Origin of the sequence: Candidatus Poriferisodalis sp., assembly GCF_965214215.1 — a bacterium.
Lineage (GTDB): Bacteria > Actinomycetota > Acidimicrobiia > Acidimicrobiales > Poriferisodalaceae > Poriferisodalis.
This window is the reverse complement of record NZ_CBDCBD010000003.1, coordinates 963416-985079: the sequence shown is the minus strand read 5'-3', so window position 1 is coordinate 985079 and position 21664 is coordinate 963416. Positions and strand designations below refer to the sequence as shown.

The window sequence follows — 21664 nt, the reverse complement described above, 5'->3', positions numbered from 1 at the left end:
AGGCCCGTGCGCCAGTGCTCATCAGGGCAGCACCGGCGGGCTGCCGAGGGTCTTCAAATAGGCCATGAGATGGTCGAGATCCTGATCGGTCAAGACCTCCGAGAAGTCCAACATGCCCTGCTGGTTGTCGGCGCGAGCCGGCTTCATCTCGGGCGCATTGCGCACCCACTCGCGCATTTCGGCGATGTTGAGGACGAGGTTGCCGCCGGAATCGCGCAGGTACTCGCCGTCGGGTCCTTGCAGATAGGTCTCATACAGCGCGCCGGCAAAGGCCGTGCGACTCATGAGGTTGGTGAGATTCGGTGCGATGCCCGCGAGGAGGTTCGCGTTGCCGTCCGCCGCGCTCTCATACGTGCCGTCGACGACGTGGCAGCTGATGCAGTGGGTTTCGAACAGCGTTGCCCCGGCAGCTACGGCCGATCCTTGCGCGAGGGCCGCCCGCGCTGCCGCCTGACCGTCGAGCTGGTCTTGCTTCCAGCGCTCGAAGTCTTCTGGGGTGAGCACGATCGTCCGCATCTGCATATTGGCGTGACTCAGACCGCAGAACTCCACGCACTCGCCGTAGAAGATGCCCGGCTCGTCGGATCTGATCCGCCAGTTGTGAACGCGGCCGGGCACCACGTCGCGCTTGCCGTTGAGCTGGGGGATCCAGAACGAGTGGATCACATCGTTGGAGTGAAGCTCCAGGTTGACGTCTTCGCCGGTCGGGATCACCAGATCGTTCGCCGTGACGATGTCGTCGAATTGCCCGTCTTCGTCGAGGTCGTAGCTGAACTGCCACCACCACTGTTGGCCCTCGACCTTGATGGTGCGTCCGTCGCCCTCGCGGGCGAGCGCGAACACTGTCGGCAAGGTCCATACCGTCAGGAACACGAGCAAGACGATGGGAATGATCGTCCACGTGAGCTCGGCCTTGCGATTTCCGTGAATCTGCGGGGGCAGGTCGTCGGGGTCGTCGCCCGGTTTGGCCCGGAACTTCACGATGATCGTGCCAACCGCCGCTGCCACGAAGATGCCGACGCCCACCGCCATCCAACCGGACACGCGCATGAGCACATCGATGTCGCGGGCTTCGGGCCCGACGGGCTTCGTCGCGTCGAGACGGCCCGTGGCACAGCCGGCGACGATCAGTCCCGCGAGCGCTACGGCCGCGACACGCCCGCATCGAGCGAAGCGGATGCCCATCACTCGTGCCCTCCGTCTGATTCGCTCATCTCGCCCGATTCGTCTGAGCCTGCGGAGCCATGATCGTCGGAAACCTCGGCGTGCCCGCCGTGGTGGAACTCGCGCTCGCCGATCACGGCTGAGGTGATGCCGGCGACAATGAGCGCGACGCCTCCCAGCACCAGCATCGATGCCGTGACGGCGCGTCGCAGCTGGGGCTTCGCATACACCACGAAGGCGAACGCCAGGATCACCGCTGCGATGACGATCGCTGCATAGCTGGCCGCCGTCTTGCTGACCGTCAAGAAGATGCGAGACGCGAGCACCACCGGAATGGCGATGCCCAGCGCGCCGTAGAGCGAAATCTCAAAGGGCCGCAGCAACCGTGCGCGCTCGGTCGCATTCGACGCCGCGTCGCTGGACAGGTGCTCTGCCCATGCACTCATCGTCCACTCGACCGCGGAGATCAGCAGCAACGCCACCCCCGCGATCGTGAACAGGGAGTCGGTCACCAGGCCGACCATGAGCACGCCCATGCCAACCGCCGCCATGATGGGCCAGTACGCCGGCGCGGCTCGGTGGGCGTGCGAATGCGCCCGGTCGAGCGAGTCGCCGTCGCCCACGGTGAGCGCCAGCGCGAACAGCAGTGCGAATGCCCCGGCGGCGACGCCCAGCACGATCGTGGCGTACATGACCACATGGCCCGTGCCGTCCATGCCGGTGAGCACGCCGACCACCACCGCGGCCGCGGCAGCCAGCGCAATGCGCCCGGCGAAGTACCTGCTGGCGATGCCGACCATCGATCCCCTACTTCACCACGTACACGACGTACCAGGTGGCGGCCCACGCAAGCACGGCGAAGTCCCAAAAGAAGACCGCTGAACCCAGCGGTGTCGAACGGTCGCGGCCCACGCTTCCGCCCAGCGAACGAAGCGTCATCAAGCCGAGATAGAACATCCCCACCATCACGATGGCCAGCGAGAGCCCGGTGACGGCGAACGCCAAGGTCGCCCATTCGCCCGAGCCGACCTCGATCTCCATGCGGTTCAGGCTGAACATCACCATGTTGAAAAAGGCGAAGCCCATCAGCAGGGTCAGGGCCATGCCCACCCAGGTGTGGCCACGCTCGCCGCGGCCACTTGCCCACACGGCCCAGTGAGCAGTGACGACGGAGACTGCCAGGGTGATGAGCGCGTAGACGAGTTGCGGGTTTGGCACCGAATGGCCGGCGAGCCACTCATGGCCGGGATCGATGCCGGAGGCATGCCGGCGCGCCATGTAATGACCCAGCGCCCCCGCGACGGCCATGGCGCCGGCCGCGACGGCGAACCCGGTCCCGACGAGCTGGCTACGCGGGCGCGGCGGCGGACCGGGGAGGTTGTAGCGGCCCGGCGGGGGGGCCTCGACGGTGCCGGTCGTGTCCGCCATCAGGCCGGCACCTCGTGCGCGTCGCGGTCGGCCGCGACGCCACTGCCGTTGAGCCCATTGCCGTTCAACTCAGGGTCGAGCAGCGGAGTGCCTGAGGTGAGCTCCGGCAGGGTCTGCGAGGGACCGAGCGGGGGCGGCGAGTCGAGCAGCCATTCCGGCGTCAGACCGCCCCACGGATCGGACTCGGCCGGGGCACCCTTGCCCATCACCACAGAAATCAGGAGATTCGCCACGACAAGCGCCAAGCCTGCCAGCACGATGGCCACACCGACAGCACCGAGCGCGGAAAGGCCTTCGGCGCCGGAATCGTCGACCTGGCCGCTGTAGAGCGTGGTGAGCAGCGGCTCGCCGTACACGAATTGGGGCTGCTCGGTGAATGCACCCGACAGTGTCGGGCCGAGCCATGCCAGAAAGGCGCCCCCGCCGATGGCGGCGAGGCTGGCCCAGCCGGCAAGCTCGGACAGCCGCCGGCCCCAGATCTTGGGCGCCCACCAGTGCAGCGCCGCCAGCGCGCCCAGCAGCCCTGCGCCGTAGATGAGCAAGCTCTGCTGACCCGTGACCCACGTAGTGAATCGCAACGGTGCGTTCCCGTCGACGCCACGGCCCGCAATCTGCAGCCAGTCCACGCCCGCGCCCACCAGCCCGACGAGCGCGGCAACGGCGATGAGCTGTCCGGCGGCGAATGCAGCCAGCACCGCTGTGCTGGGCCGCGGCCACGTGCGGCTCTGCCACACGGTGAAGCCCAGCAGCGCCAGTAATCCCCCGACCCCTGCAAGGGCACCTGCATAGAGGCCGACCAGCACGATGCCCTCGAGGCCGTCGACGATGTCGGCGCCCTCATCGGTGATGCCGAAGTTCGCCCACGCGCCGAACCCGAAGAGCCCGACGAGTCCCATCGTGAAATACAGCGCCAACGGCTCAAAGACCCAACGGCGGGCGGCCGCCAGCATGATCTCGGCAATCACACCCAGTACCGGCACCACGTAGATGAACAGCTGCGGCGTGCGGTACATCCAGTCGATACGAGACCAGATGCCGTAGTTGCCGCCAAGGAAACGGGGACCATAGCGGTGTTCGATGTAGAGAATGACGATCTGGCCCAGCACCACGCCGAGGCTGACGACCAGCATGGACGCCGTGACGAGCGCCGACCAGGCGAACGGGGGCGTGCGGTCCATGTACATGCCGGGCGCGCGCATTGTGAGCGTGGTGACGGCGACACAGATCGCTCCCGTCAGCAGCGATATCACGAGCCCCGCGACGGCCAGCAGGTGCAGATCCACTCCGTCCGCGAAACCGCCCCCGGGACCGCCGTTGGCGGCGTAGGCCCCCACCAGCACGCCAGCCGAAACCAGCCAGCCCCAAAACGACAGGGCGGCTGCTCGCCCAAAGGCCACGTTCGGCGCGCCGACCTGCAGCGGCACCACATAGATGGCAATGCCCAGGAACAGCGGGATGAGCATGCCGAACACAAGGGCGTCGCGTGTGAAGGTGAAGACCTGCACAAACGAGTCGCTGTTGAGAACGGTGTGTCCGCCCGATGAGGTCAAGTCGAGCCGGACCAGCAGGTCCGCGATCGCGCCGGCGAGGCCGAACAGCAACGAACAAGCGATGAACAGCCGGCCGATGCGCTTGTGGTCAACCGTGTTGAGCCACCCGAACGCCGTCGGGTCTTCCTCCGGTACGACTCCGGCAGATCCTCCCGAATTCGTCGCTTCAGTCGTGGCGTCGGTCATGCGGTGAAGTGGTTCCCGGACTCGGCTGGCAGCGCCGCTTGGGGGCGACGCCAACGGGGCACTCTAGCGACCCGCGGCCCCCTCAACCAGATTGTTCTTGTCCAACCCTCAGCGTCCTCTCGCACGCGCGCAGCGCCCACGTCACATCCCAACCTGGTCACCAGCTGAGCCGAACGACGACGTCCACGGCCATGGCCGCGAACAACAGCCCCAAGTACGCGATGGAGGTGTGAAAGACACGCATCGCGGTCGGGGGCGTCAGCGCACGCCACAACCTCACGAGCTGCCATCCAAACGCTGCGCCCCCGGCCAGCGCGACCGCCCAATACAGCCCGCCCGTACCGGCAGCCACCGCAAACCACAGCGACAGCGCGATCACCGCAACGGTGTGCAGCGTCATCTGCACAAGCACCGAACGCTCGCTGGCAACCGAGGGCAGCATCGGCACCTCAGCGGCGTCGTAGTCCTCGGCGTAGCGGATCGCCAGCGCCCAGAAATGCGGAGGCGTCCAGAAAAAGACGATCGCGAACGCGATCCAGGCCTCGAGCGACAGCGTCCCGGTCACGGCCGCCCAGCCCACCAGCACCGGGGCCGCACCGGCTGCCCCGCCGATGACGATGTTCTGAGCAGACGACCGCTTGAGCCACAACGTGTACACGAACACGTAAAACAGGCACGCCGCCAGCGCAAGCGACGCCGCCAGCAGATTGGCACCCCACCACAAAATCCCGAAGGCCGCCGCCTCGAGCACCACGCCGTAGATCAGCGCTGCACGCGGCGTCACCGTGCCGACCACCAGCGGGCGGTGCGCTGTGCGCGCCATCGTCGCGTCGATATCGCGATCGATGTACATGTTGAAGGTGTTGGCACCGGCCGCGGACAGCGTGCCGCCGATGACGGTGAGCGCCATCAGCGCCACGCTGGGCACGCCTCGCTCGGCCACGAACATCGGCGGCACCGTGGTCACCAGCAACAGCTCGATGATGCGCGGCTTCGTGAGCGCGACGTATCCCCGCAATGTTGATCCACGCAGTGTTGGCCGCGGCGTCGCCAGCATTGCTGTGAGGCTACGAGTCGCCTCTAGCGTTTCAGCGTGAGGTTGGATGACTCGTCGCGTCTGCACGAGCAACGACTGTGGGTCACGCCCCAACGGTTCGCTCTGATCGCGCGCTGGGCGCTGTGGTCGCTCGTGGCAATTGTCATCACCGGCTCGCTCGTACGGCTGACCGGAAGCGGCCTGGGATGCAGCGCATGGCCGAACTGCGAGCCCGGAGAATTCGTACCGGCAGCGGACTTTCACGGCTGGGTGGAATTCGGCAATCGCATCGTGACTGGCCTGGTATCGGTGGCCGTCGTCGTGGCAATCGGGGCGTCATGGTGGCGCCGGCCGCGCCGGAACGACTTGGTGTGGTGGTCGCTGGGCCTGGTGGCCGGAGTGGTCTTCCAGATCGGGCTCGGCGCCGTCACCGTGCTGACTCATCTGTCCCCGCCGATCGTGATGTCGCACTTCTTGGCGTCGCAGGTGCTCGTGTCAGCTGCGGTCGTCTTGGCGCATCGCGCAAGCGATGATCGGCCAGACAGCGGCAGACCCCCGGCCGCGTTGCTGCCGGCACACAGCGGGATGCTCGCATGGCTTGCAGCCGCGCTCACCGCAGCTGCGCTGTTCACCGGGACGGTGGTGACCGGAACCGGTCCCCACGGCGGTGACGAGCACGTCGAGCGCTTGCAGTTCGCACTGCCGTCGGTGGCGCGGATTCACGGCATCACGGTGGGGGTGCTCGCGGCGGTCGTCTTGTTCCTCGCCGTTGCCGCTCGGCGCTTGGCCGCGGCACAGCGCAACGAGACGTCCAGTCCCGTCGCGATGCTGCGGCGGCGCATCCGGATCGTGATCGGCGTCATGGCAACCCAAGCGGCCATCGGGTACGTGCAGTACTTCAACGAACTGCCCGTGCTGCTGGTGGCCCTGCATGTCGCCGGCGCAACGCTGCTCACCATTGCGATGACCCGCCTCGTGCTCGCCGCTTGGGGCGGCGGGGCCAGCGACGGCTGGTTCGCTTATGCGCCCAACACCGTGATCTCTGGTCGAGACCGATGATCCGACACCCGCACGGTGTGGGGTCGGCGAATCGGTTGGCATCGCGGGCCGCGATTTCGCAGAATGAGCCCGTGAGCTCGACCGCTCCAGCTATGTCGCCCGATCTGGTGCGGGCGCCGGCCATGTCGTCGGCGTCGGCGGACGCTATTGCTGTGTTGCCTCGCCTGGCGAACGCTCCCGCCGTGGCTGAACCCGACGTCATCCGTGATCCGACCACCGAAGACTCCCACAGCACTGACGTGCCGTGGGTGGTCCTCGTGTGGAACGACCCGATCAACTTGATGAGCTACGTCGTGTACGTGTTCCAGAAGCTGTTCGGCTACAGCGAGGCCAAGGCCACCGAGCTGATGCTCGACGTGCACAACAAGGGTCGCGCCGCCGTGGCATGGGGCGCGCGCGAGAAAGCCGAGCTCGACGTCTTCCGGCTCCACGAGTACGGACTGTGGGCCACCATGCAGAAGGACAACTGAGCGATGCCCGCGGCACCCCGACGGCGACCGCCTGAGGGCGAGACTGTGGCGGAGGCCTCGTGAGCGGGACGCGGTTCGGGGCTCGCGGCTCGCTGGTGAGCGTGCACCTCGCTGATTGGGAGCGGCGTCTGCTGGCCGAGATGGTGGGAGAGCTGCGATCCAACCTGCTCGACCACACACCGGCGCGAGATGGCGGCGACGGTTTGGACCCCTCGTTGCGGCGTCTGTTCCCGCCGGCCTACTTGAGCGACCCCGACCGCGACGCCGAATACCAACGACTCATGCGCGACGAACTGCTAGCCGAGCGCTTGGATCATCTCGATCTGCTCGACAGCACCCTCGCATTGGAACATCTCGACGATTCGCAGGTCACCGCTTGGATGCAGGGTCTGAACGAACTGCGCCTCGTGCTCGGAACCCAGCTCGACATCTCCGAGGAAGACGATCCCGCCGACGTCGACCCGCACGATCCTGCCCAGCGGCCACGACTGCGCTACCACTACCTCGGTGGACTCCTCGCGGAGCTCATCGATGCCGCATACCGCTGAGCCGCCTGCGCCAGCGCGATCGTTGCCACGCTGCGGGTTCGGCCTAGCCTGAGATGCCCTGCCCCCATCGTCTAGCGGCCTAGGACACCGGCCTTTCACGCCGGCGGCACGGGTTCGAATCCCGTTGGGGGTGCACTGGTTCACAGCGTGCCCACTGCGCCGCCGCCGACCGGCTTGGGCACGATCGCCAGCAGCAGCCGTAGCTCCGCGGCAGGGGGAAACTGTCCCTGAACCTGCAGGTCAGGGGCACATTTCCCTGTCTAAGAAACGTTCGTATCGTAGACACCTGATCTGAGCCTGTCAAGCAGGCGACTCAGAACTGCGGCCTCTCGCCGGCGACGGCGCCCATCGGGGCCGCAAACCCGCGTACTTGCTGAGCAATCGGGCACCGTCGCCGCCTCGACGCGAGCCGGCCGCGGCGTCGCGCGCCAACCGGTTGTCGCGCTCCCGTGCTGTCGATGAAACGAACGATTCGCAGCCGCGTCGGCTCTGCGGACGGCATCAGTTGCATGGGTTCCTCCCAGGCGCCGGCGCGGCCGCGGATCGCCCCAACACCCGATTCGCGCACCAAGGACCCACCAATGCCCAAACGCACCCTCGCCGCGCTGTGCGCCGTGCTCGCGTTCGCCGCCGTGCTCGTGGTCGTGCCGCTCGCCACTGCTGACGACGCCGGCGCGGACACACGCACCAAGACCGTGCAGCGCTGCTCCTATGACCCCTTCGCCGGCCGGCAGTGCTGGACCGAGACCGTCAGCGTCTCCCACGTCCACAGGTGCGGCGCCGGCATGACCGGCACCTACCCGAACTGCTACCCCATCCCGCCCGCGACTCAGCCGGTGTGCCCCGCGGGCATGACGGGCACACCCCCGAACTGCTACCCGCCTCCGACCACCACAACCGAGCCACCCCCGCCGCCCACGACAGCAACTCCTCCCCCGACCACAGCGGCACCGCCGCCCACCACGCAGCCGCCGCCTCCGACCACCACCATCTACGTGCCGCCCACGACCACCACCACCACGACGGCCCCGCGGGCCTGCATTCCGCCCAGGCACCGCCACGGGAGCACCTGCCACCACAACCACAGCGACCCGCCCTGCGGCACCGGCCTATGGACACCCCACAACGGTCACCCACCCCAACAACGGCCCCCCTGCACCACCGAGCCGCCCAAGACAACCGAGCCGCCCGCCTGCGAGACAGACCAGCACCGGCACGGGATAACCCAAAACCGGAGCGGCGCCGACTCGGGCTGCCATTACGTCAGCGCCTCACACTGTGCGGCCGGCTACCACGAACACGCCCACGGCTCCGGGGCCTGCCACAGCGTCGGCAACGAGCGCTACTCGCACAAGGCCAACCACTTCGGCGACATCTACCACTGCTCGGCCGGCGAGCACGAACACCCCCACGGATCAGGCAACTGCCACGACGCCGACACCCTGCACTGCCACCACCACCCGTCGGCCAATGACCCCACGCCCAGCCGCTGTCATGACGCCGGAATCGTTCACACGGAGGATTGCCCCGCCGGCCAGCACAAACACGACGCCGGGCTTGGCGGCTGTCACCCTGTTGACGAGGACAAATGCCCCGCCGGCCAGCACGAGCACGTCGAGACCGTGCGCTGGGGCTGCCATTCCCCCGATCTAGATCACTTTTGGTCTTCAACCAGCGAAACGGTGCTCGACGCCACCGGGCTGGTTTTGTGCGCACCCGCACATCTCATCAAGCGAATCGACGTGTCCTTCCTCGTAGGGCAGGGCTGCGAAAAAGTGTGGGAGGAGATCACAAAATCGCAACGAGAAACGGGCGAAGCGAAAGAGAAAGAGCACGACGAAGCCGCCAAAGACGACGACGCGGACGACAGCGATTCGGACGATGGCGACAGCGATGGTGCGCCGAAGCCGCCGACCTTGGACCAAATGCTCGCCGCGCAAGACGCCTACGAGCGGGGCGAGCTCAGCCGGGAGAAGTACAGAGCCCTTCACCAGAGCTATATCTGCCAAAACAGCCCGCAGCACCTGAAGGACATCTGCCCATGAGTTCCGCCGATTACGCTGAACCCATGCCTGCGAACGCATCCGCCGCGCCGCCGCTTCGGCGGAGCCTGCGGGCCCCGCTGCGCTGGTGCAGGACTAGAGCCGAAATGGTCGCGACAACCCCTCTCTTTTTTGGGATCTTTTTGCTTGACGGCCTTGTGGGGTGGCTTTACCTCGGTGCAATCTTCGCGGGCTGGGTCGTGTGGACGCTTGCCCGGCCTAGGCCACCTGCGGAGGCGTCATCTGCGGAGGCGTCATCCGCGGTTGCTCTGGCCAGCATCCCGACGGAGCGGCGGGCGGCGGCGGAGGCGCGTTGGGCGGCGGGTGCGGAGGCGGCCTTGCGCGAGCGAGCCGAGCAGGCAGCCGAGTACGAGCGGGCGGCCGAGCAGCGGCGCCGTGAGGGTGCCGAGCGGCGCGAGGCCGAGGCTGAGCGTCGGCGCTTGATGTAGGGGAACGCGCTCGGCTGCTGACAGCGCCGAGCGTGGGCCGAGCTCATCGACGAAATGCGGCCCGGTCGTGGCCACGACATCGAATGTCACGGCTGACGTGACAATGACACGCCATGTTTCGGCGGGTCACAATGACGGCATGACAACTTCCGGAACAGAACGCGCCCAGGTCGTCGCCCGCGTGGTGAGACGCGGCGCGGCGGCGGGGGTCAGCCGCAGCCGACGTAGCGGAGGGCGTCGCGTAGTTCTCGGAGCTGCTTCGGGCCGGGGGCATCAGTGACTCGGAGCGTCAAAATGCCCAGAACGACTGGAAGAACGGGAAGCTCGACGGCGACGACTACGAATGCATCAACAACCTCTGGCTGTGCTCCATCGGCATACCAGTGCCAGGGGTCTGCCGATGAGCGCCCCCAACTACCCTGTATCCAAAGGAATGGCGATGAACGCCCGAACTGACTCCGACCCTCAAAGAGAAGCCTTTCGCTCAGCCAGTTGGATGGGGCGACCCCGTGACAGACGCGAGCGCTTGGTCAGCCTGCTGGGCATCGTGTCGGTCTACCTCATGGCTTGGCTCATCAAACCGGGCAAATGGTTCTTCAGTGACTACCGGGGTACCCTCATTACATTGGCAATGATGATGGCCGCAGGCGGCGCATTCGTCGTAGCGTTCGTGTTGTGGCAGCGGAACCGCACTCCCACGCGGAGACAGCCGGCCGCTAGTGGGGGTTAGTCGCAGCCGGCATCATGCGGGGCGTCGCCTATTTCGGCGAGGCGTTTTCGGCCGGAGGGCTGTGTGTGCCGCCGCTGACGGCGTCCGCGACATCGCCTGCGTCACCGATCGGGCCCGCCAGACCGTCCACCGCTGGCGAACCGCGCCCCCGGCCAAAAGCAGCCGAGGGAACTACGCGACGCTCCCAAAATACGACGGCTGCGGCTAACCCCGGCCGCTAGCGGCCGGCCGCCGCGTCGGCTGCAGGGGCTTCGACAACCTGGCAGGGTCCGCAGTCAGAACGGCCCCCGCACAGCACCGCGGTTGGCCGCAGCCCACACCAACGACAACGCCCCGAAGCAACGACATCGGTACGTATCGCTGGCTGCGAGGATCTTGTCGCGATCGGCGTCGGCTCGTGCTTTGCAGGCGCACGGTGCCTCTGCCACCCGATTAGGGCCGCCACTGCTGCAACGCTGAAGAACAGAATCGGCGCTACGGCCCAACCGGGGGAGAGCAGACGCAGCGACAGCACTCCGACGGTCAGTACAGCGACCGCTGCGAGCAACCCCGCCAGACGCTCGCGGAAGTCACCGCCGGCCCACAGGGCAACCGCTCCGAACAGCCCAGCAAAGGCGATCAGTCGCGCCAACGTCATGCCCGAATCAATGATGCTTCGCCCCGCGAGAATCACCACGAAAGACCACAGCCATGCCCAGCGCCCCCGCTTCGTGGGCTGCTCGAAGGCGGGTTCGTTCGTAGGCATGGTGTCCGGGTAGCTGGGGGCGCTCATCGGCCTAGCGCCGCGCAGGCGTCGGTCCAGCCCTGGGCGCAGTCGCGCTCGTTCTAATTCCTCGACAGCTTGTCTTTCGCCTCATTCGCAGCGTTCAACGCCTTCGCTGCCGCATCGTCGCCGCGGCGTTCATCAGCACCAGCTCGGCTGCGGATTGTGCTGGCAGACGTAGCGGCGGTGAACAGCGTTGAACTGCTCTTGGGTGATGTTCCCGTCCTCCTTCACTCGCGACGGGGCCACGGCCGAGCCGTCGGGGTGTCGCTGCGCTCTGCAGTCATGGGTTCAAGGTAGTTGGGGGCGCTCATCGGCATATGGCCATGTTCGGGCTGAGCTGGCAGGTGTAGCGATGGTGAAGGACGTTGAACTGCGCTTGGGTGATCTTCCCGTCTTCCTTGGCCTGTTGCCATTTGAGCATGTCGTCCATAGTCAATGGCTTCGGCGTAGTCAATGGCTTCGGCGTACCGTCGTCGTCGTTCTCGGAGTCGCTGTCGCCGCCGGAGTCGCTGTCGCCGCCGGTGAAGTGCTCGACGGCGATGCGAGCCGCTTCGACAGCGGTGCCGCAGGTAACGCTGACGGTCCCAGGATGGGCTACGAGCCACGCCACCCACGCCGAGGCCGCTACGACCACCGTGGCCACGGTGGTCGTAGCTGTCGTCTTTGTCAGTGCGACGTAGGCGGCGCCAGCGGCTGTGGCTATCAAGAGCCGCTTTGCTTGCTCGGGCGCGTTGTCCCAGAGCTTCTCGATCTCCGCTCTCAGTTGTTCCAACGACTCTCGCTCGCCCTCGGCAGCTTCCCCATGGGTCTCGCCTATGTAGTTGACCAACCGCCCCAAAGCGGCTAGGAGCTCCGTAGTTGACGCCCCTTGGCACTGAGTCGGCCGTGGGGGCGGGTCAAATGAGGCGTTGGTGCCGTCGTTGACCTTGTTGAGCACGTCGATCAAGTCGTCGGCGTAGTCGCCGCAGGGATCGGCCGTCGCGGTGGTCTTGCAGGCGGGGAGCGCTACGGGGCGGTACCCCGCGTGGGGAGCCCAGGTCTTGCCGGTGCCGCATTGGCCGGCTGGCGGAGTGAACTCGTCGGTGTGGCAGCCGTTCCCGAAGCGGTGAGAGCCGCCGGTGCAAGTGACCGTAGAGGAGCCGCCGCCGGCCCACGCTCGGCGCTGTCAGCAGCCGAGCGCGTTCCCGTATGTCGAGCGCTGACGCTCAGCCTCGGATCGCCGCCTCCCCTGCCGCCTCACGGCGACCGCGGCGCTTTCCCCACTCAAAAGCCATGCCCACGATGAACACAGCAGCTAGCCCTGATTCTTCATGGGGCTGTGGGTCGGTGCGGTGTGGGTCCGCGGAAAAGCCCCTCTGACCTGCGACGATGCATGGCGTTGAGTCAAGCATCAGCGAGTTCAGGGGGGCATCTCCGAGGTGAAACCTACCAGTGTCACGAACGCGCAGTTGACAGGCGGCGGGGACCGGGTTGTTTGGGGTGCGGGCCTGTTCGCGCTGGGGCGGTTCGCGGACCGTGTGGGGCTGACTGAAGCGCTGTCGGCGGCGGTGCCCGCACGCGGGGAGCGTGCTCCGGTTCATGACCGCGGCGCGGTTTTGGTTCATGCGTTGTTGGTGCTGGCGGGCGGCGGTGAGGCGTGCACCGATATCGAGTATCTGCGCGCTCAGCGTGAGCTGTTCGGCGAGGTGGCGTCGGACTCCACGCTGTATCGCACTCTCACCGGTCTGGGCCCCGGCGGCGGTGCGGCGCTGATGAGCGCAGCGGCAGCGGTGCGCTCCGGGTTGTGGGCCGGTCACGATCGTGGTCGCCCGCTGGTCCTCGACGTCGACTCGACATTGGTGGAGATCCACTCGGAGAACAAAGAGGGCGCAGCGCCGCATTTCAAGGGCGGCTACGGGTTTCATCCGATGGTGTGCTCGACCGCGGACGGGGAGCCGCTGTGGGTCAAGCAGCGGGCGGGCAACGCCGCCGCGAACGACATCGCCGATCATCTCGAAGTGATCGACGCCGCGGTGTCGATGCTGCCCGAGCCCGACGCGGCAGGGCACCGCCCAGGCGACGACAGCGAGCTGGCGCAGCGTTCGCTGGTGGTGCGCATCGACGCGGCGGGCTGCTCGGCGAAGCTCGCGAAAGGACTGCGGGACCGCAACATCGGGTTCATGGTGTCAGCACGCTCGACGCCCGGCATCCAAGCAGCGATCCGCGGCGCTTTGGGCGACCCGGGCCGCTGGCACAACGCCGCCAAGAGGCCCCGCCAGCGCAAGCCCGGCCGCGCTCAGGTCGCGGACCTCACCGACCTCGTCGACCTGCCGGGCTGGCCCGCTCGAACCCGGCTGATAGTGCGCCGCGAACCATTGCATCCCGGCGCGCAGCGCAGCCTGTTCGGAAGCGACAACTACCGATACTGGGGATTCCTCACCGACCGGACCGGCGACACAGCCCAGCTCGACCGTCTCATGCGCTCACACGCCGACGTCGAGAACGCCATCTGCCGGCTCAAAGACAGCGGCCTGGCCCGCATGCCGTTCACCGACTGGCACGCCAACAGCGCCTGGGCGGCCCTGGCCATGACCGGCCTCGCGCTCGTGGGATGGTTCCAGACCCGCTGCCTCACCGGAACGCTGCGCCGAGCAGCCCCCAAACGGCTCCGCTGGCAGCTGTGGCACCTCCCGGCGGTCGTGTGCCACAGCGCACGACGCGTCCTGCTGCGGCTCCCCCAACAACACCCCGGCGCCCGAGCCCTGCTCGCCATCGCCCACCCCCGCTGACCCGCCGCGGCACCCGAACTCGACGATGCCCGCACCAGCGGGCCGGCTCCGCCGCGCCCCCGAACACGCCCCACAGCATGCCCACACCCAAATCGGAGCCAAAAACAGCCCGGCCGAGCCCCGGCCCGCACCCCGACAACCTCGACACGACAAATCAGGCCAACCGGCATGCCCAAAAGACGACTCGCGGCATTCTCATGAATAATCAGGGCTAGTGCACCTAGGGCCGCCACGTTCCACCATCCCGAGAGCGACAACCACCTATCGGCAGATTTCGCCAAAATTAGCCACCCGAAGCATATTGCAGTCATCCTCAGCCATATGGAGACGAACGAAGGCGATTTCTGCGGGTGGTCAAGCCCGTCTGCGGCCGTGTCGGTGCTCGCGGGTTCAGGGTAGCTGCGGCTCATCATTTGCACCAGTCCGTGTTCGCCACGGTCGGGCTTTGACTGTCATGCGCTCACCATGTCAGACCGTGACGGTGCCGTGTCGCTGTCTCGGCTGTCAAGCGGCGAGGCGCGCGAGGCCGTCGCGGTCGGGCTCCCCGGGGCCGCCGATACGGGCCGGGGCGGCGAGCAGCATGGCGGCGATCTCGCCGGGAGCGATCCCGTCAGGCCGAACGCCCGACATCAAGGGCCGACGCTCAGCCCCGAAGCGCCGCCACCCCCTCAGCCTCACGGCGACGCTTCATGGCCCACTTGTGCGCTATTTCAATGATGCCGCCGCCGCATATGACCACTAGGGCGTGCCACGGCGAAAACAAATACCCGACGAGAGGCATGATGAAGAAGACGACCCACCCCGACCAATAATCACGCCTCGATATCGGCGCCTCGATGTCGGTGCTCATGGTGTGAGGGTAGTTGAGGCTCATCATTTGCACCAGTCCAAGCTCTGCACGGCCGGGCTGGTCGCGCACAGGTGGATGCGATTCGGCCTCGCCCATTCCCCCCGCTCATCGGCCCAGTGCCGCGCAGGCGTCGGCCCAGCCCTGGGCGCAGTCGTACTCGTTCTGAATCCTCGTCAGCACGTCTTTCTTGAGCTCGCCGCGCTTGAACTTATCTTCGGCTTTTTTCACGTCGTCAAGGGTCGGCGGGCCGTTCTCGGCGGGGTCCGTGTCGTCGGCGTCATTGCTGTCGGTGCTGTCGGTGCCGTCGATGTCAATCTCAACCGCTGCGATGATTCTCTCGCACCCAAATGTGGCCGCAGCCTGCCCAAAACCGGGAACCCGGAGAGCCTTGCCTCGGGTTCTAACGACGGCCGCGACGAACACGTAACAGGCAGCCGCTGTGCTGGCGGCTTCTACGTGTTCGACGCCGGGGATTTCGTAATCCCAAGCTGCCTGCATCGCTTTGGCAAGTTGTTCATATGCCTCGCGCCGGGCCTTGCGTATCTCTTCGGAATTGTTCGGATGGCCCTTGCCTAACGCGGCGAGGGCATTGCCAATTGCCGTGAGCAAATCCGACGTAGAGGCACCTATGCACTGCGTCGGTGTCGCGGGCAGGGTGGGCGGAGTGTTGGTGCCGTCGCTGACCTTGTTGAGCGCGGCGATCAGGTTCTCTGCGTAGTCGCCGCAGGGATCGGCCGTCGCGGTGGTCTTGCAGGCGGGGAGCCGTATGGGGGTGTGCCCCGCGTGGGGAGCCCAGGTCTTGCCGGTGCCGCATTGGCCGGCTGGCGGAGTGAACCCGTGGGTGTGGCAGCCGTCTCCGAAGCGGTGAGAGCCGCCGGTGCAAGTGACCACAGTGGGCTCGAAGCTGCCGCCTTCGTCATCATCGTCGCCGCTGCTGTCGTCGCTGTCGTCGCTGTCGGTGTCGGTCCCTCCGCCGCCGTCGTCATCGCCGCGCCGCCGTCGCCGCTGTCGGTGTCGTCGCTGTCGTCGCTGTCGGTGTCGGTCCCTCCGCCGCCGTCGTCATCGCCGCCGCCGTCGCCGCTGTCGGTGTCGTCGCTGTCGTCGCTGTCGGTGTCGGTCCCTCCGCCGTCGTCGTCATCGGCGCCGCTGTCGCCGCTGTCGGTGTCGTCGCTGTCGTCGCTGTCGGTGTCGGTCCCTCCGCCGTCGTCGTCATCGCCGCCGCTGTCGCCGCTGTCGGTGTCGTCGCTGTCGTCGCTGTTCTTGTTGTCGGGGGGGATGGGGTAGCAGTCCGGGAAGGTGCCGGTGGTGCCTGCGCCGCAGTTCTGGTTGGCGGGCGGGATGGGGTAGCAGTTCGGATAGGTGCCGGTCATGCCTGCGCCGCAACTGTGGGTGTGGGCGACGGTGACGGTCTCGGTCCAGCACTGGCGGCCGGCGAACGGGTCATAGGAGCAGCGCTGCTTGGTGGTGGTCTGCGAATGCGCTGCTGCGGGTTGGGCGACCACGGCGAGCGTGGACGCGGCAACGAGCAGCGCCAGCAGTGCGGCGAGGGTGCGTTTGGGCATTGGCGGGTCCTTGGTGCGCGAATCGGGTGTTGGGGCGATTCGCGGCCGCGCCGGCGCCTGGGAGGGACCCATGCAACTGATGCCGTCCGCAGAGCTGACGCGGCTGCGAATCGTTCGTTTCATCGACAGCACGAGAGCGCGACATCCGGTTGGCGCGCGACGCCGCGGCTGGTTTGCCTCGGGGCGGCGACGGTCCCCGATTGCTCAGCAAGTACGCGGGTTTGCGGCTCGGATGGGCCCGATCGCCGGCGAGAGGCCGCAGGGCTGATTCGCCCGCTTGACAGGCTCAGATCAGGTGTCTACGATACGAACGTTTCTTAGACAGGAGAATACGCCTCTGACCTGCAAGTTCAGGGACAGTTTCCCAGGACGAGTGGCCTCGTCTCAGAGTGGCAAGCCCGCCTCGGGTGCCAGAGGCAAGCGGAGTTCGACGGTGGTGCCCGGGCCCTCGGTGTCGACGACGGCGGCAGTGCCGTCGTGGGTGCGAGCGACGTAATCGACGATCGACAGTCCGAGCCCGGATCCGGGCTGGGAGCGGGCTTCGGGAGCGCGGTAGAACCGCTCGAAGACCGTCTCGCGCAGGGCAGCGGGGATGCCTGGGCCGCGGTCACGCACCCGGACCCGAGCTTCGCGTTCGGCTGCTGCGACGCTGATCTCGATGGGTTCGCCGGGCGGAGACCACTTCACCGCGTTGTCGACGAGGTTGCCGATCGCTCGCTCGACCAGCGCCGCATTCACGACCACCTCGCACGGCACGAAATCAGTCACGAAGGCCGTCTCGGTGCGGCGGCGGTGCCGGTCCACCACCGACGCCGCCAGCTCGGCCAAATCGACGCGCTCAGGCTCGCCCTGGGATCGCTGGTCGGTCGCCAGCTCGACAAGTTCGCTCACCAGCTCAGTGAGTTGGTCCAGCTCGAACTGCACATCGTCGAGCATCTGGCGCCGCTCGTCGCTGTCGAGTGCGACGCCTGCGCCCCCAGCGTCGGCTTGCGTTGCGGCCTCCGCTGAGGCGGCAGACGGTTCGGCGCGGACTAGCAATTCGATGTTGGTGCGGATGCTGGTGAGCGGTGTGCGCAGTTCGTGACCGGCGTCGGCGACCAGCCGATGCTGCTGGGCACGCGACAGCGCCAACGCCTCCAGCATGGCGTTGAAGCTGCGAGCCAATTCGCCCAGCTCGTCGTCGCGTTCGAGCTCGATGGGCTGATCCAAGTCTTGGGTCTGCGCGACATTGCGCGCCGCATCGGTGAGTCGTCGGACCGGTCGGATGGCACGGCCCGCCACGAGAAAGCCCAACAGCCCGGCGCCCGCGACGCCGATGGCAGCGACCACCGCCAACGCGTTGCGCAATCCCGCCACGTTTGCGTCTACCTCATCGAGCGGGCTCGCGACCATCAGCGCGCCAGCCGGCGATATCGGCACAGTCAGCACTCTCAAGCGCACACCGTCGGCAGACACATCGGTTCGGTGACGGCGAGCCCGTCCGTTCGCCACCGCAATATCGGCGGGCGCCACCGGCAGCACCTCGTCAGACGTGTACACCACTGCGCCGTTGGGGGCCACGATCTGCGCAAGCACATCCCGCGGGACGAAACGCCCGAAGAACTGGACGCCTCGGCGTTCGGGCAGGCGTCCGCCGCTCGCAATCAGCACCGCGACTCGGTCTTCCAACGTACGGTCGAGCGCGGAGCGTGCTTCGTCGCGGGCAATCCAGAGCGCGACCCCTGAGACGGCCAGCACGGGCACCGCAACGGAGATGGCCACGAGCAGCCCGAGGCGCGTTCGCAACGTCATGGCGAACTTGGATGCACAACCGCGTCCCCAGCGGCCCATCGACGCAGCACACGCGCGGGCGGGATACGAGACGGCGCCAGCAGGAGGGTCAACGGACCCCGTGCTCCTTGAGGACGTATCCCACGCCGCGCACCGTGCGGATCGGGCTGTGGCCATCGGGGCCCGCAGCCGCCGCCAGCTTGCGGCGCAGGTAGCCCACGTAGACCTCCAAGGAGTTGGAGGCCAGCGACGCGTCGTAGCCCCACACCGTGTCGTAGATCTCCTCACGGTGGAGCACCCGGCCCCGGTTGCGCACGAACAGCTCCAGCAGCCGGTGCTCGGTATGGGTCAGCTCGACGGGCTCGCCAGCACAGCTCACCTCGTAGCTGGCGGTGTTCAACACGATGTCGCCGCACACGAGACGCTCACCGTGGTCGCTTGGGAGCGCTTCGGCGTTGCGGCGCAGGAGCGCCCGCAGCCGAGCCAGCAGCTCGTCGAGCGCAAACGGCTTCGCCAGATAATCGTCAGCGCCGGCATCGAGGCCTTCCACTCGGTCAGCGGTGGCACCTCGGGCCGTCAGCAGAAGGATCGGCACGCGGTTCCCGGCCGCGCGCAGGCGGCGGCACAGCTCGAATCCGCCCAGATTCGGCATGGTGGCATCGAGCACCAGCACGTCCGCCCGACCGGCGAGCGCCTCGCCCTCGAGGCCGTCGCGGCCTTCGAGCACCTCGTAGCCCTCGAGCTGCAGCGCGCGTCGCAGGGCAGCCCGGATGCGCTGGTCGTCGTCGACAACGGCTACTGCGGCGCGGTTGCGCCCTGGTGGGTCAGCACCCATGGCCTCATTCTGGAATGCGCACCATGAGAAACCCATGAGAGGCGGCGCCGCTCGGGGCCGGAGCTCGGCCGCTAGCCGGCAGCCGAAGCGGTGCGGCGCAGGTGCGGGATCGTGAGCACCGAACAGGCTTCTCGCTCGGATTCGTAGGTCAGCGCCCGCACAGCATCCGCGATGTCCCACCAGACCACCTCGTCGACCTCGCTCGGGTCTCCGGTGAGCCGCTTGGGCACCTTCGTCGGCGCCATTGCATAGAAGAGCACCAGCTTGGGTATCTGGCTGCCGATCAGGTAGCTGACCGGGTAGGGCGCCGAGGTGATCGCGCAGCGCACGCCGGTCTCCTCGCGTACCTCACGCAGCGCGGCCTCCTCCCAGGACTCGCCCGGGTCGAGATGGCCCTTGGGCAGCGACCAGTCGTCGTATCGGGGCCGGTGCACCACGAGCACGGCGCCTTTGTGGCACACCACGCCGCCGGCCGCCCGGTCCACGGGAGCGTTGGCGTAGCGCCCCCGTTCGACGTGGCGGCGCCGTGGCTTCATCGGTTTCTTTGCGATGGCCTCTTGGGGGCGTTCGGGCGCGGCCCGCTGATCGAGTTTCTTCTCAACCGTCCTGGGTGCCCGCTTGCGGTCACCCTCCAGCGAGCGCTTCTTCGATGACCCAGGTCGGTTCTGTGCCACGGTTCGTGTCTAGCGTGTCCGCGCCGCCCACGGTGAGCTTGTCGCGGGCATCGAAGAAGATCGCGCGGAGATCTGCGGGAACTCAGGGAGTTTGCATGGACTTGGGGATTTGCATCGCATCGCACATCGGCGATCTCGACTACGTGGAGCGCGCCGAAGAACTCGGCTACACGCACGCTTGGTTCGCAGACAGCCACATGCTGTGGTCGGACTGTTATGCCACGCTGGCGCTTGCTGCGCAGCGCACGAGCACTATCGGGCTCGGCACCGGTGTGTCGGTCTCGGGCACGCGGCCCGCGCCGGTCACCGCCGCGTCGATAGCCACGATCAATGCCCTCGCTCCCGGGCGGACGTTTCTGGGCATCGGGACGGGGAACACGGCAATGCGGATCATGGGGCACAAGCCTCAGCGCATCGCCGAGTTCGATCAGTACCTCGCGGCGTTGCGGCCGCTGCTGCGCGGCGAGGAAGCCATGCATCACTTCGGCGGCAGTGCGCAGCCGATCCGTCACATCATGCCGGACGCGGGCTTCGTCAACTTCGACGATCCGATCCCGCTGTACGTGTCGGGCTTCGGGCCGCGGTCGCTGGGGCTGGCGGGCCGCTACGGCGATGGTGCTGTGCTTTCGGTGCCGCCTGACGGTTCGGCGACGGCCCGCGTCTGGGAGTACATCGAAGCGGGCGCAGCCGAAGAAGGCCGCAGCATCGACCGCAGCGACTACCTGATGTGCTCGCTCACCACGATCGTGGTGCTCGACGACGGCGACACCCTGGCAAGCCAGCGCGAGCGCGTTCACCATGAAGCGGGTGCGTTCGCGATGGCGTCGCTGCATTACTCCTACGACCAATACCGGCAGTTCGGCAGGTCGCCCGGCGCTCGCCTCGAGGCGGTCTGGGACGAGTACTGCGCCATGCTCGACGACTCCGACCCCGATCGCATCCACCAGCGGATCCACGCCGGCCACAACTGCTGGGTGCTGCCGGAAGAAGCTCGGTTCCTGACCGACGAGCTCATCGACGCCACCTGCATCGTGGGCACCGCAGACCAGGTCACCGAACGACTGGCGGATCTCGGCGAGCGCGGGCTCGACCAGGTGATGATCCTGCCGAACTTCGACCCTCGCTATGACGTGCTCGAACGTGTCGGACGCGAGATCATTCCCCGGCTTCCGACCGGCTGACGTCGCCATGGTCTCGCCGCCTTGCGCGGCTTTACCCGATGGCCGGCCACTTGACACTCGCGGCGCGATCTCTGCAGGCCGCTCGGTAGCCTTGTGCGCTGCTGTCAAGCCCATCTGCGGGAGCTGCTTCCCATGAGCAACATCTGCCAAGTCACCGGTCGTCGGCCGCACTCGGGCTTCAACGTGTCTCACTCGCACCGGCGGACCAAGCGCTGGTTCAAGCCGAACATCCAGCGGAAGCGGTTCTGGGTGCCCAACGAGCAGCGCTGGGTCACGCTGACCGTCAGCGCCAAGGGCATCAAGACCATCAACAAGCGTGGCATCGAGTCGGTAGTGGCCGAGCTGCGCCGCCGGGGAGAGAAAGTCTGATGCCCAAGAGCGACAAGCGTCCCGTCATCAAGCTGAAGTCCACCGAGGGCAGCGGCTACACGTACTCGACTCGCAAGAACAAGACGAACACCCGCGAACGCATCGAACTGCGCAAGTACGACCCCGTGCTGCGTCGGCACGTCATCTTCAAAGAAGAACGCTGATCGAGGTCGCTGTCGGGATAGCTGAGCGGGTTCGCGAGCGGCCTGCGTCCCAACGCCTGTTGC

At 67.1% G+C, this 21664-nt stretch carries 22 protein-coding genes and 1 tRNA gene; 10 read left to right on the top strand and 13 right to left on the bottom strand.

Annotated features, from left to right (window positions below; all coding sequences use genetic code 11):
• Positions 1–21: 21 nt before the first annotated feature.
• The 5 genes from coxB to ACOOF5_RS06730 form a co-directional block, all read right to left on the bottom strand.
• Entirely contained in the window at positions 22–1185 is a 1164-nt protein-coding gene (gene coxB / locus ACOOF5_RS06750; protein WP_420440917.1) for a cytochrome c oxidase subunit II, read from the bottom strand.
• Positions 1185–1964 (bottom strand): hypothetical protein, encoded by a 780-nt coding sequence (locus tag ACOOF5_RS06745; RefSeq protein ID WP_420437753.1) that lies wholly within the window; start codon positions 1962–1964, stop codon positions 1185–1187. Before ACOOF5_RS06745 ends, coxB begins: the two co-directional genes overlap by 1 nt.
• 7 nt (positions 1965–1971) lie before the next feature.
• Positions 1972–2592 (bottom strand): cytochrome c oxidase subunit 3, encoded by a 621-nt coding sequence (locus ACOOF5_RS06740; RefSeq protein ID WP_420437752.1) that lies wholly within the window; start codon positions 2590–2592, stop codon positions 1972–1974.
• Complete coding sequence (locus ACOOF5_RS06735; RefSeq protein WP_420437751.1) at positions 2592–4328, bottom strand: cbb3-type cytochrome c oxidase subunit I; 1737 nt, start codon at positions 4326–4328, stop codon at positions 2592–2594. The genes ACOOF5_RS06740 and ACOOF5_RS06735 overlap by 1 nt, the downstream gene beginning before the upstream one ends.
• 157 nt (positions 4329–4485) lie before the next feature.
• On the bottom strand, positions 4486–5385 hold the full coding sequence (locus ACOOF5_RS06730) for a heme o synthase (RefSeq protein ID WP_420437750.1): 900 nt from the start codon (positions 5383–5385) through the stop codon (positions 4486–4488).
• A gap of 36 nt (positions 5386–5421) precedes the next feature.
• Between ACOOF5_RS06730 and ACOOF5_RS06725 the strand changes: the two genes are divergently transcribed.
• From ACOOF5_RS06725 to ACOOF5_RS06700, 6 genes are all read left to right on the top strand, one after another.
• Entirely contained in the window at positions 5422–6423 is a 1002-nt protein-coding gene (locus tag ACOOF5_RS06725; protein ID WP_420437749.1) for a COX15/CtaA family protein, read from the top strand.
• Positions 6424–6545: 122 nt separating this feature from the next.
• A complete protein-coding gene (gene clpS, locus ACOOF5_RS06720) occupies positions 6546–6893 on the top strand; it encodes an ATP-dependent Clp protease adapter ClpS (protein ID WP_420440915.1) in 348 nt (115 codons plus the stop codon).
• Positions 6894–6952: 59 nt separating this feature from the next.
• Positions 6953–7441 (top strand): DUF2017 family protein, encoded by a 489-nt coding sequence (locus ACOOF5_RS06715; RefSeq protein ID WP_420437748.1) that lies wholly within the window; start codon positions 6953–6955, stop codon positions 7439–7441.
• Between the two features lie 60 nt (positions 7442–7501).
• Positions 7502–7574, top strand: a tRNA-Glu gene (locus tag ACOOF5_RS06710).
• A 448-nt stretch (positions 7575–8022) separates the two neighbouring features.
• Positions 8023–9486, top strand: coding sequence for a hypothetical protein (locus ACOOF5_RS06705; RefSeq protein WP_420437747.1), 1464 nt, complete (start codon positions 8023–8025; stop codon positions 9484–9486).
• Positions 9487–9641: 155 nt separating this feature from the next.
• Entirely contained in the window at positions 9642–9932 is a 291-nt protein-coding gene (locus ACOOF5_RS06700; protein ID WP_420437746.1) for a hypothetical protein, read from the top strand.
• Between the two features lie 1803 nt (positions 9933–11735).
• Here ACOOF5_RS06700 and ACOOF5_RS06695 read toward each other — a convergent pair.
• A complete protein-coding gene (locus tag ACOOF5_RS06695; protein ID WP_420437745.1) occupies positions 11736–12374 on the bottom strand; it encodes a hypothetical protein in 639 nt (212 codons plus the stop codon).
• 472 nt (positions 12375–12846) lie between these two features.
• Here ACOOF5_RS06695 and ACOOF5_RS06690 point away from each other — a divergent pair, with 472 nt between their 5' ends.
• On the top strand, positions 12847–14196 hold the full coding sequence (locus ACOOF5_RS06690; protein WP_420436225.1) for an IS1380 family transposase: 1350 nt from the start codon (positions 12847–12849) through the stop codon (positions 14194–14196).
• Positions 14197–14700: 504 nt separating this feature from the next.
• On the opposite strand, the gene ACOOF5_RS06685 is transcribed toward ACOOF5_RS06690, so the two are convergent.
• The 7 genes from ACOOF5_RS06685 to ACOOF5_RS06655 form a co-directional block, all read right to left on the bottom strand.
• Positions 14701–14826, bottom strand: a complete 126-nt coding sequence (locus tag ACOOF5_RS06685; RefSeq protein WP_420437744.1) for a hypothetical protein — start codon at positions 14824–14826, stop codon at positions 14701–14703.
• Between the two features lie 13 nt (positions 14827–14839).
• Positions 14840–15046, bottom strand: a complete 207-nt coding sequence (locus tag ACOOF5_RS06680; RefSeq protein ID WP_420437743.1) for a hypothetical protein — start codon at positions 15044–15046, stop codon at positions 14840–14842.
• A 105-nt stretch (positions 15047–15151) separates the two neighbouring features.
• Positions 15152–15655 (bottom strand): hypothetical protein, encoded by a 504-nt coding sequence (locus tag ACOOF5_RS06675; RefSeq protein WP_420437742.1) that lies wholly within the window; start codon positions 15653–15655, stop codon positions 15152–15154.
• 92 nt (positions 15656–15747) lie between these two features.
• On the bottom strand, positions 15748–16608 hold the full coding sequence (locus tag ACOOF5_RS06670) for a hypothetical protein (RefSeq protein WP_420437741.1): 861 nt from the start codon (positions 16606–16608) through the stop codon (positions 15748–15750).
• A gap of 384 nt (positions 16609–16992) precedes the next feature.
• Entirely contained in the window at positions 16993–18399 is a 1407-nt protein-coding gene (locus tag ACOOF5_RS06665; protein ID WP_420437740.1) for an ATP-binding protein, read from the bottom strand.
• 88 nt (positions 18400–18487) lie between these two features.
• The gene (locus ACOOF5_RS06660) at positions 18488–19213 is read right to left on the bottom strand and encodes a response regulator transcription factor (protein WP_420437739.1); all 726 of its coding nucleotides are present in this window, start codon (positions 19211–19213) and stop codon (positions 18488–18490) included.
• A 71-nt stretch (positions 19214–19284) separates the two neighbouring features.
• Positions 19285–19887: an NUDIX hydrolase gene (locus tag ACOOF5_RS06655; protein ID WP_420437738.1), complete on the bottom strand. Its 603-nt coding sequence runs from the start codon at positions 19885–19887 to the stop codon at positions 19285–19287.
• A gap of 95 nt (positions 19888–19982) precedes the next feature.
• On the opposite strand from ACOOF5_RS06655, the gene ACOOF5_RS06650 reads away from it, so the two are divergent.
• From ACOOF5_RS06650 to rpmG, 3 genes are all read left to right on the top strand, one after another.
• Positions 19983–21068 carry an LLM class flavin-dependent oxidoreductase gene (locus ACOOF5_RS06650; protein ID WP_420437737.1) on the top strand — a complete coding sequence of 362 codons (1086 nt, stop codon included), beginning with the start codon at positions 19983–19985 and terminating at the stop codon, positions 21066–21068.
• Positions 21069–21200: 132 nt separating this feature from the next.
• Positions 21201–21437, top strand: coding sequence for a 50S ribosomal protein L28 (rpmB, locus tag ACOOF5_RS06645; RefSeq protein ID WP_420437736.1), 237 nt, complete (start codon positions 21201–21203; stop codon positions 21435–21437).
• Positions 21437–21601: a 50S ribosomal protein L33 gene (rpmG, locus tag ACOOF5_RS06640; protein ID WP_420437735.1), complete on the top strand. Its 165-nt coding sequence runs from the start codon at positions 21437–21439 to the stop codon at positions 21599–21601. Before rpmB ends, rpmG begins: the two co-directional genes overlap by 1 nt.
• Positions 21602–21664: the final 63 nt, after the last annotated feature.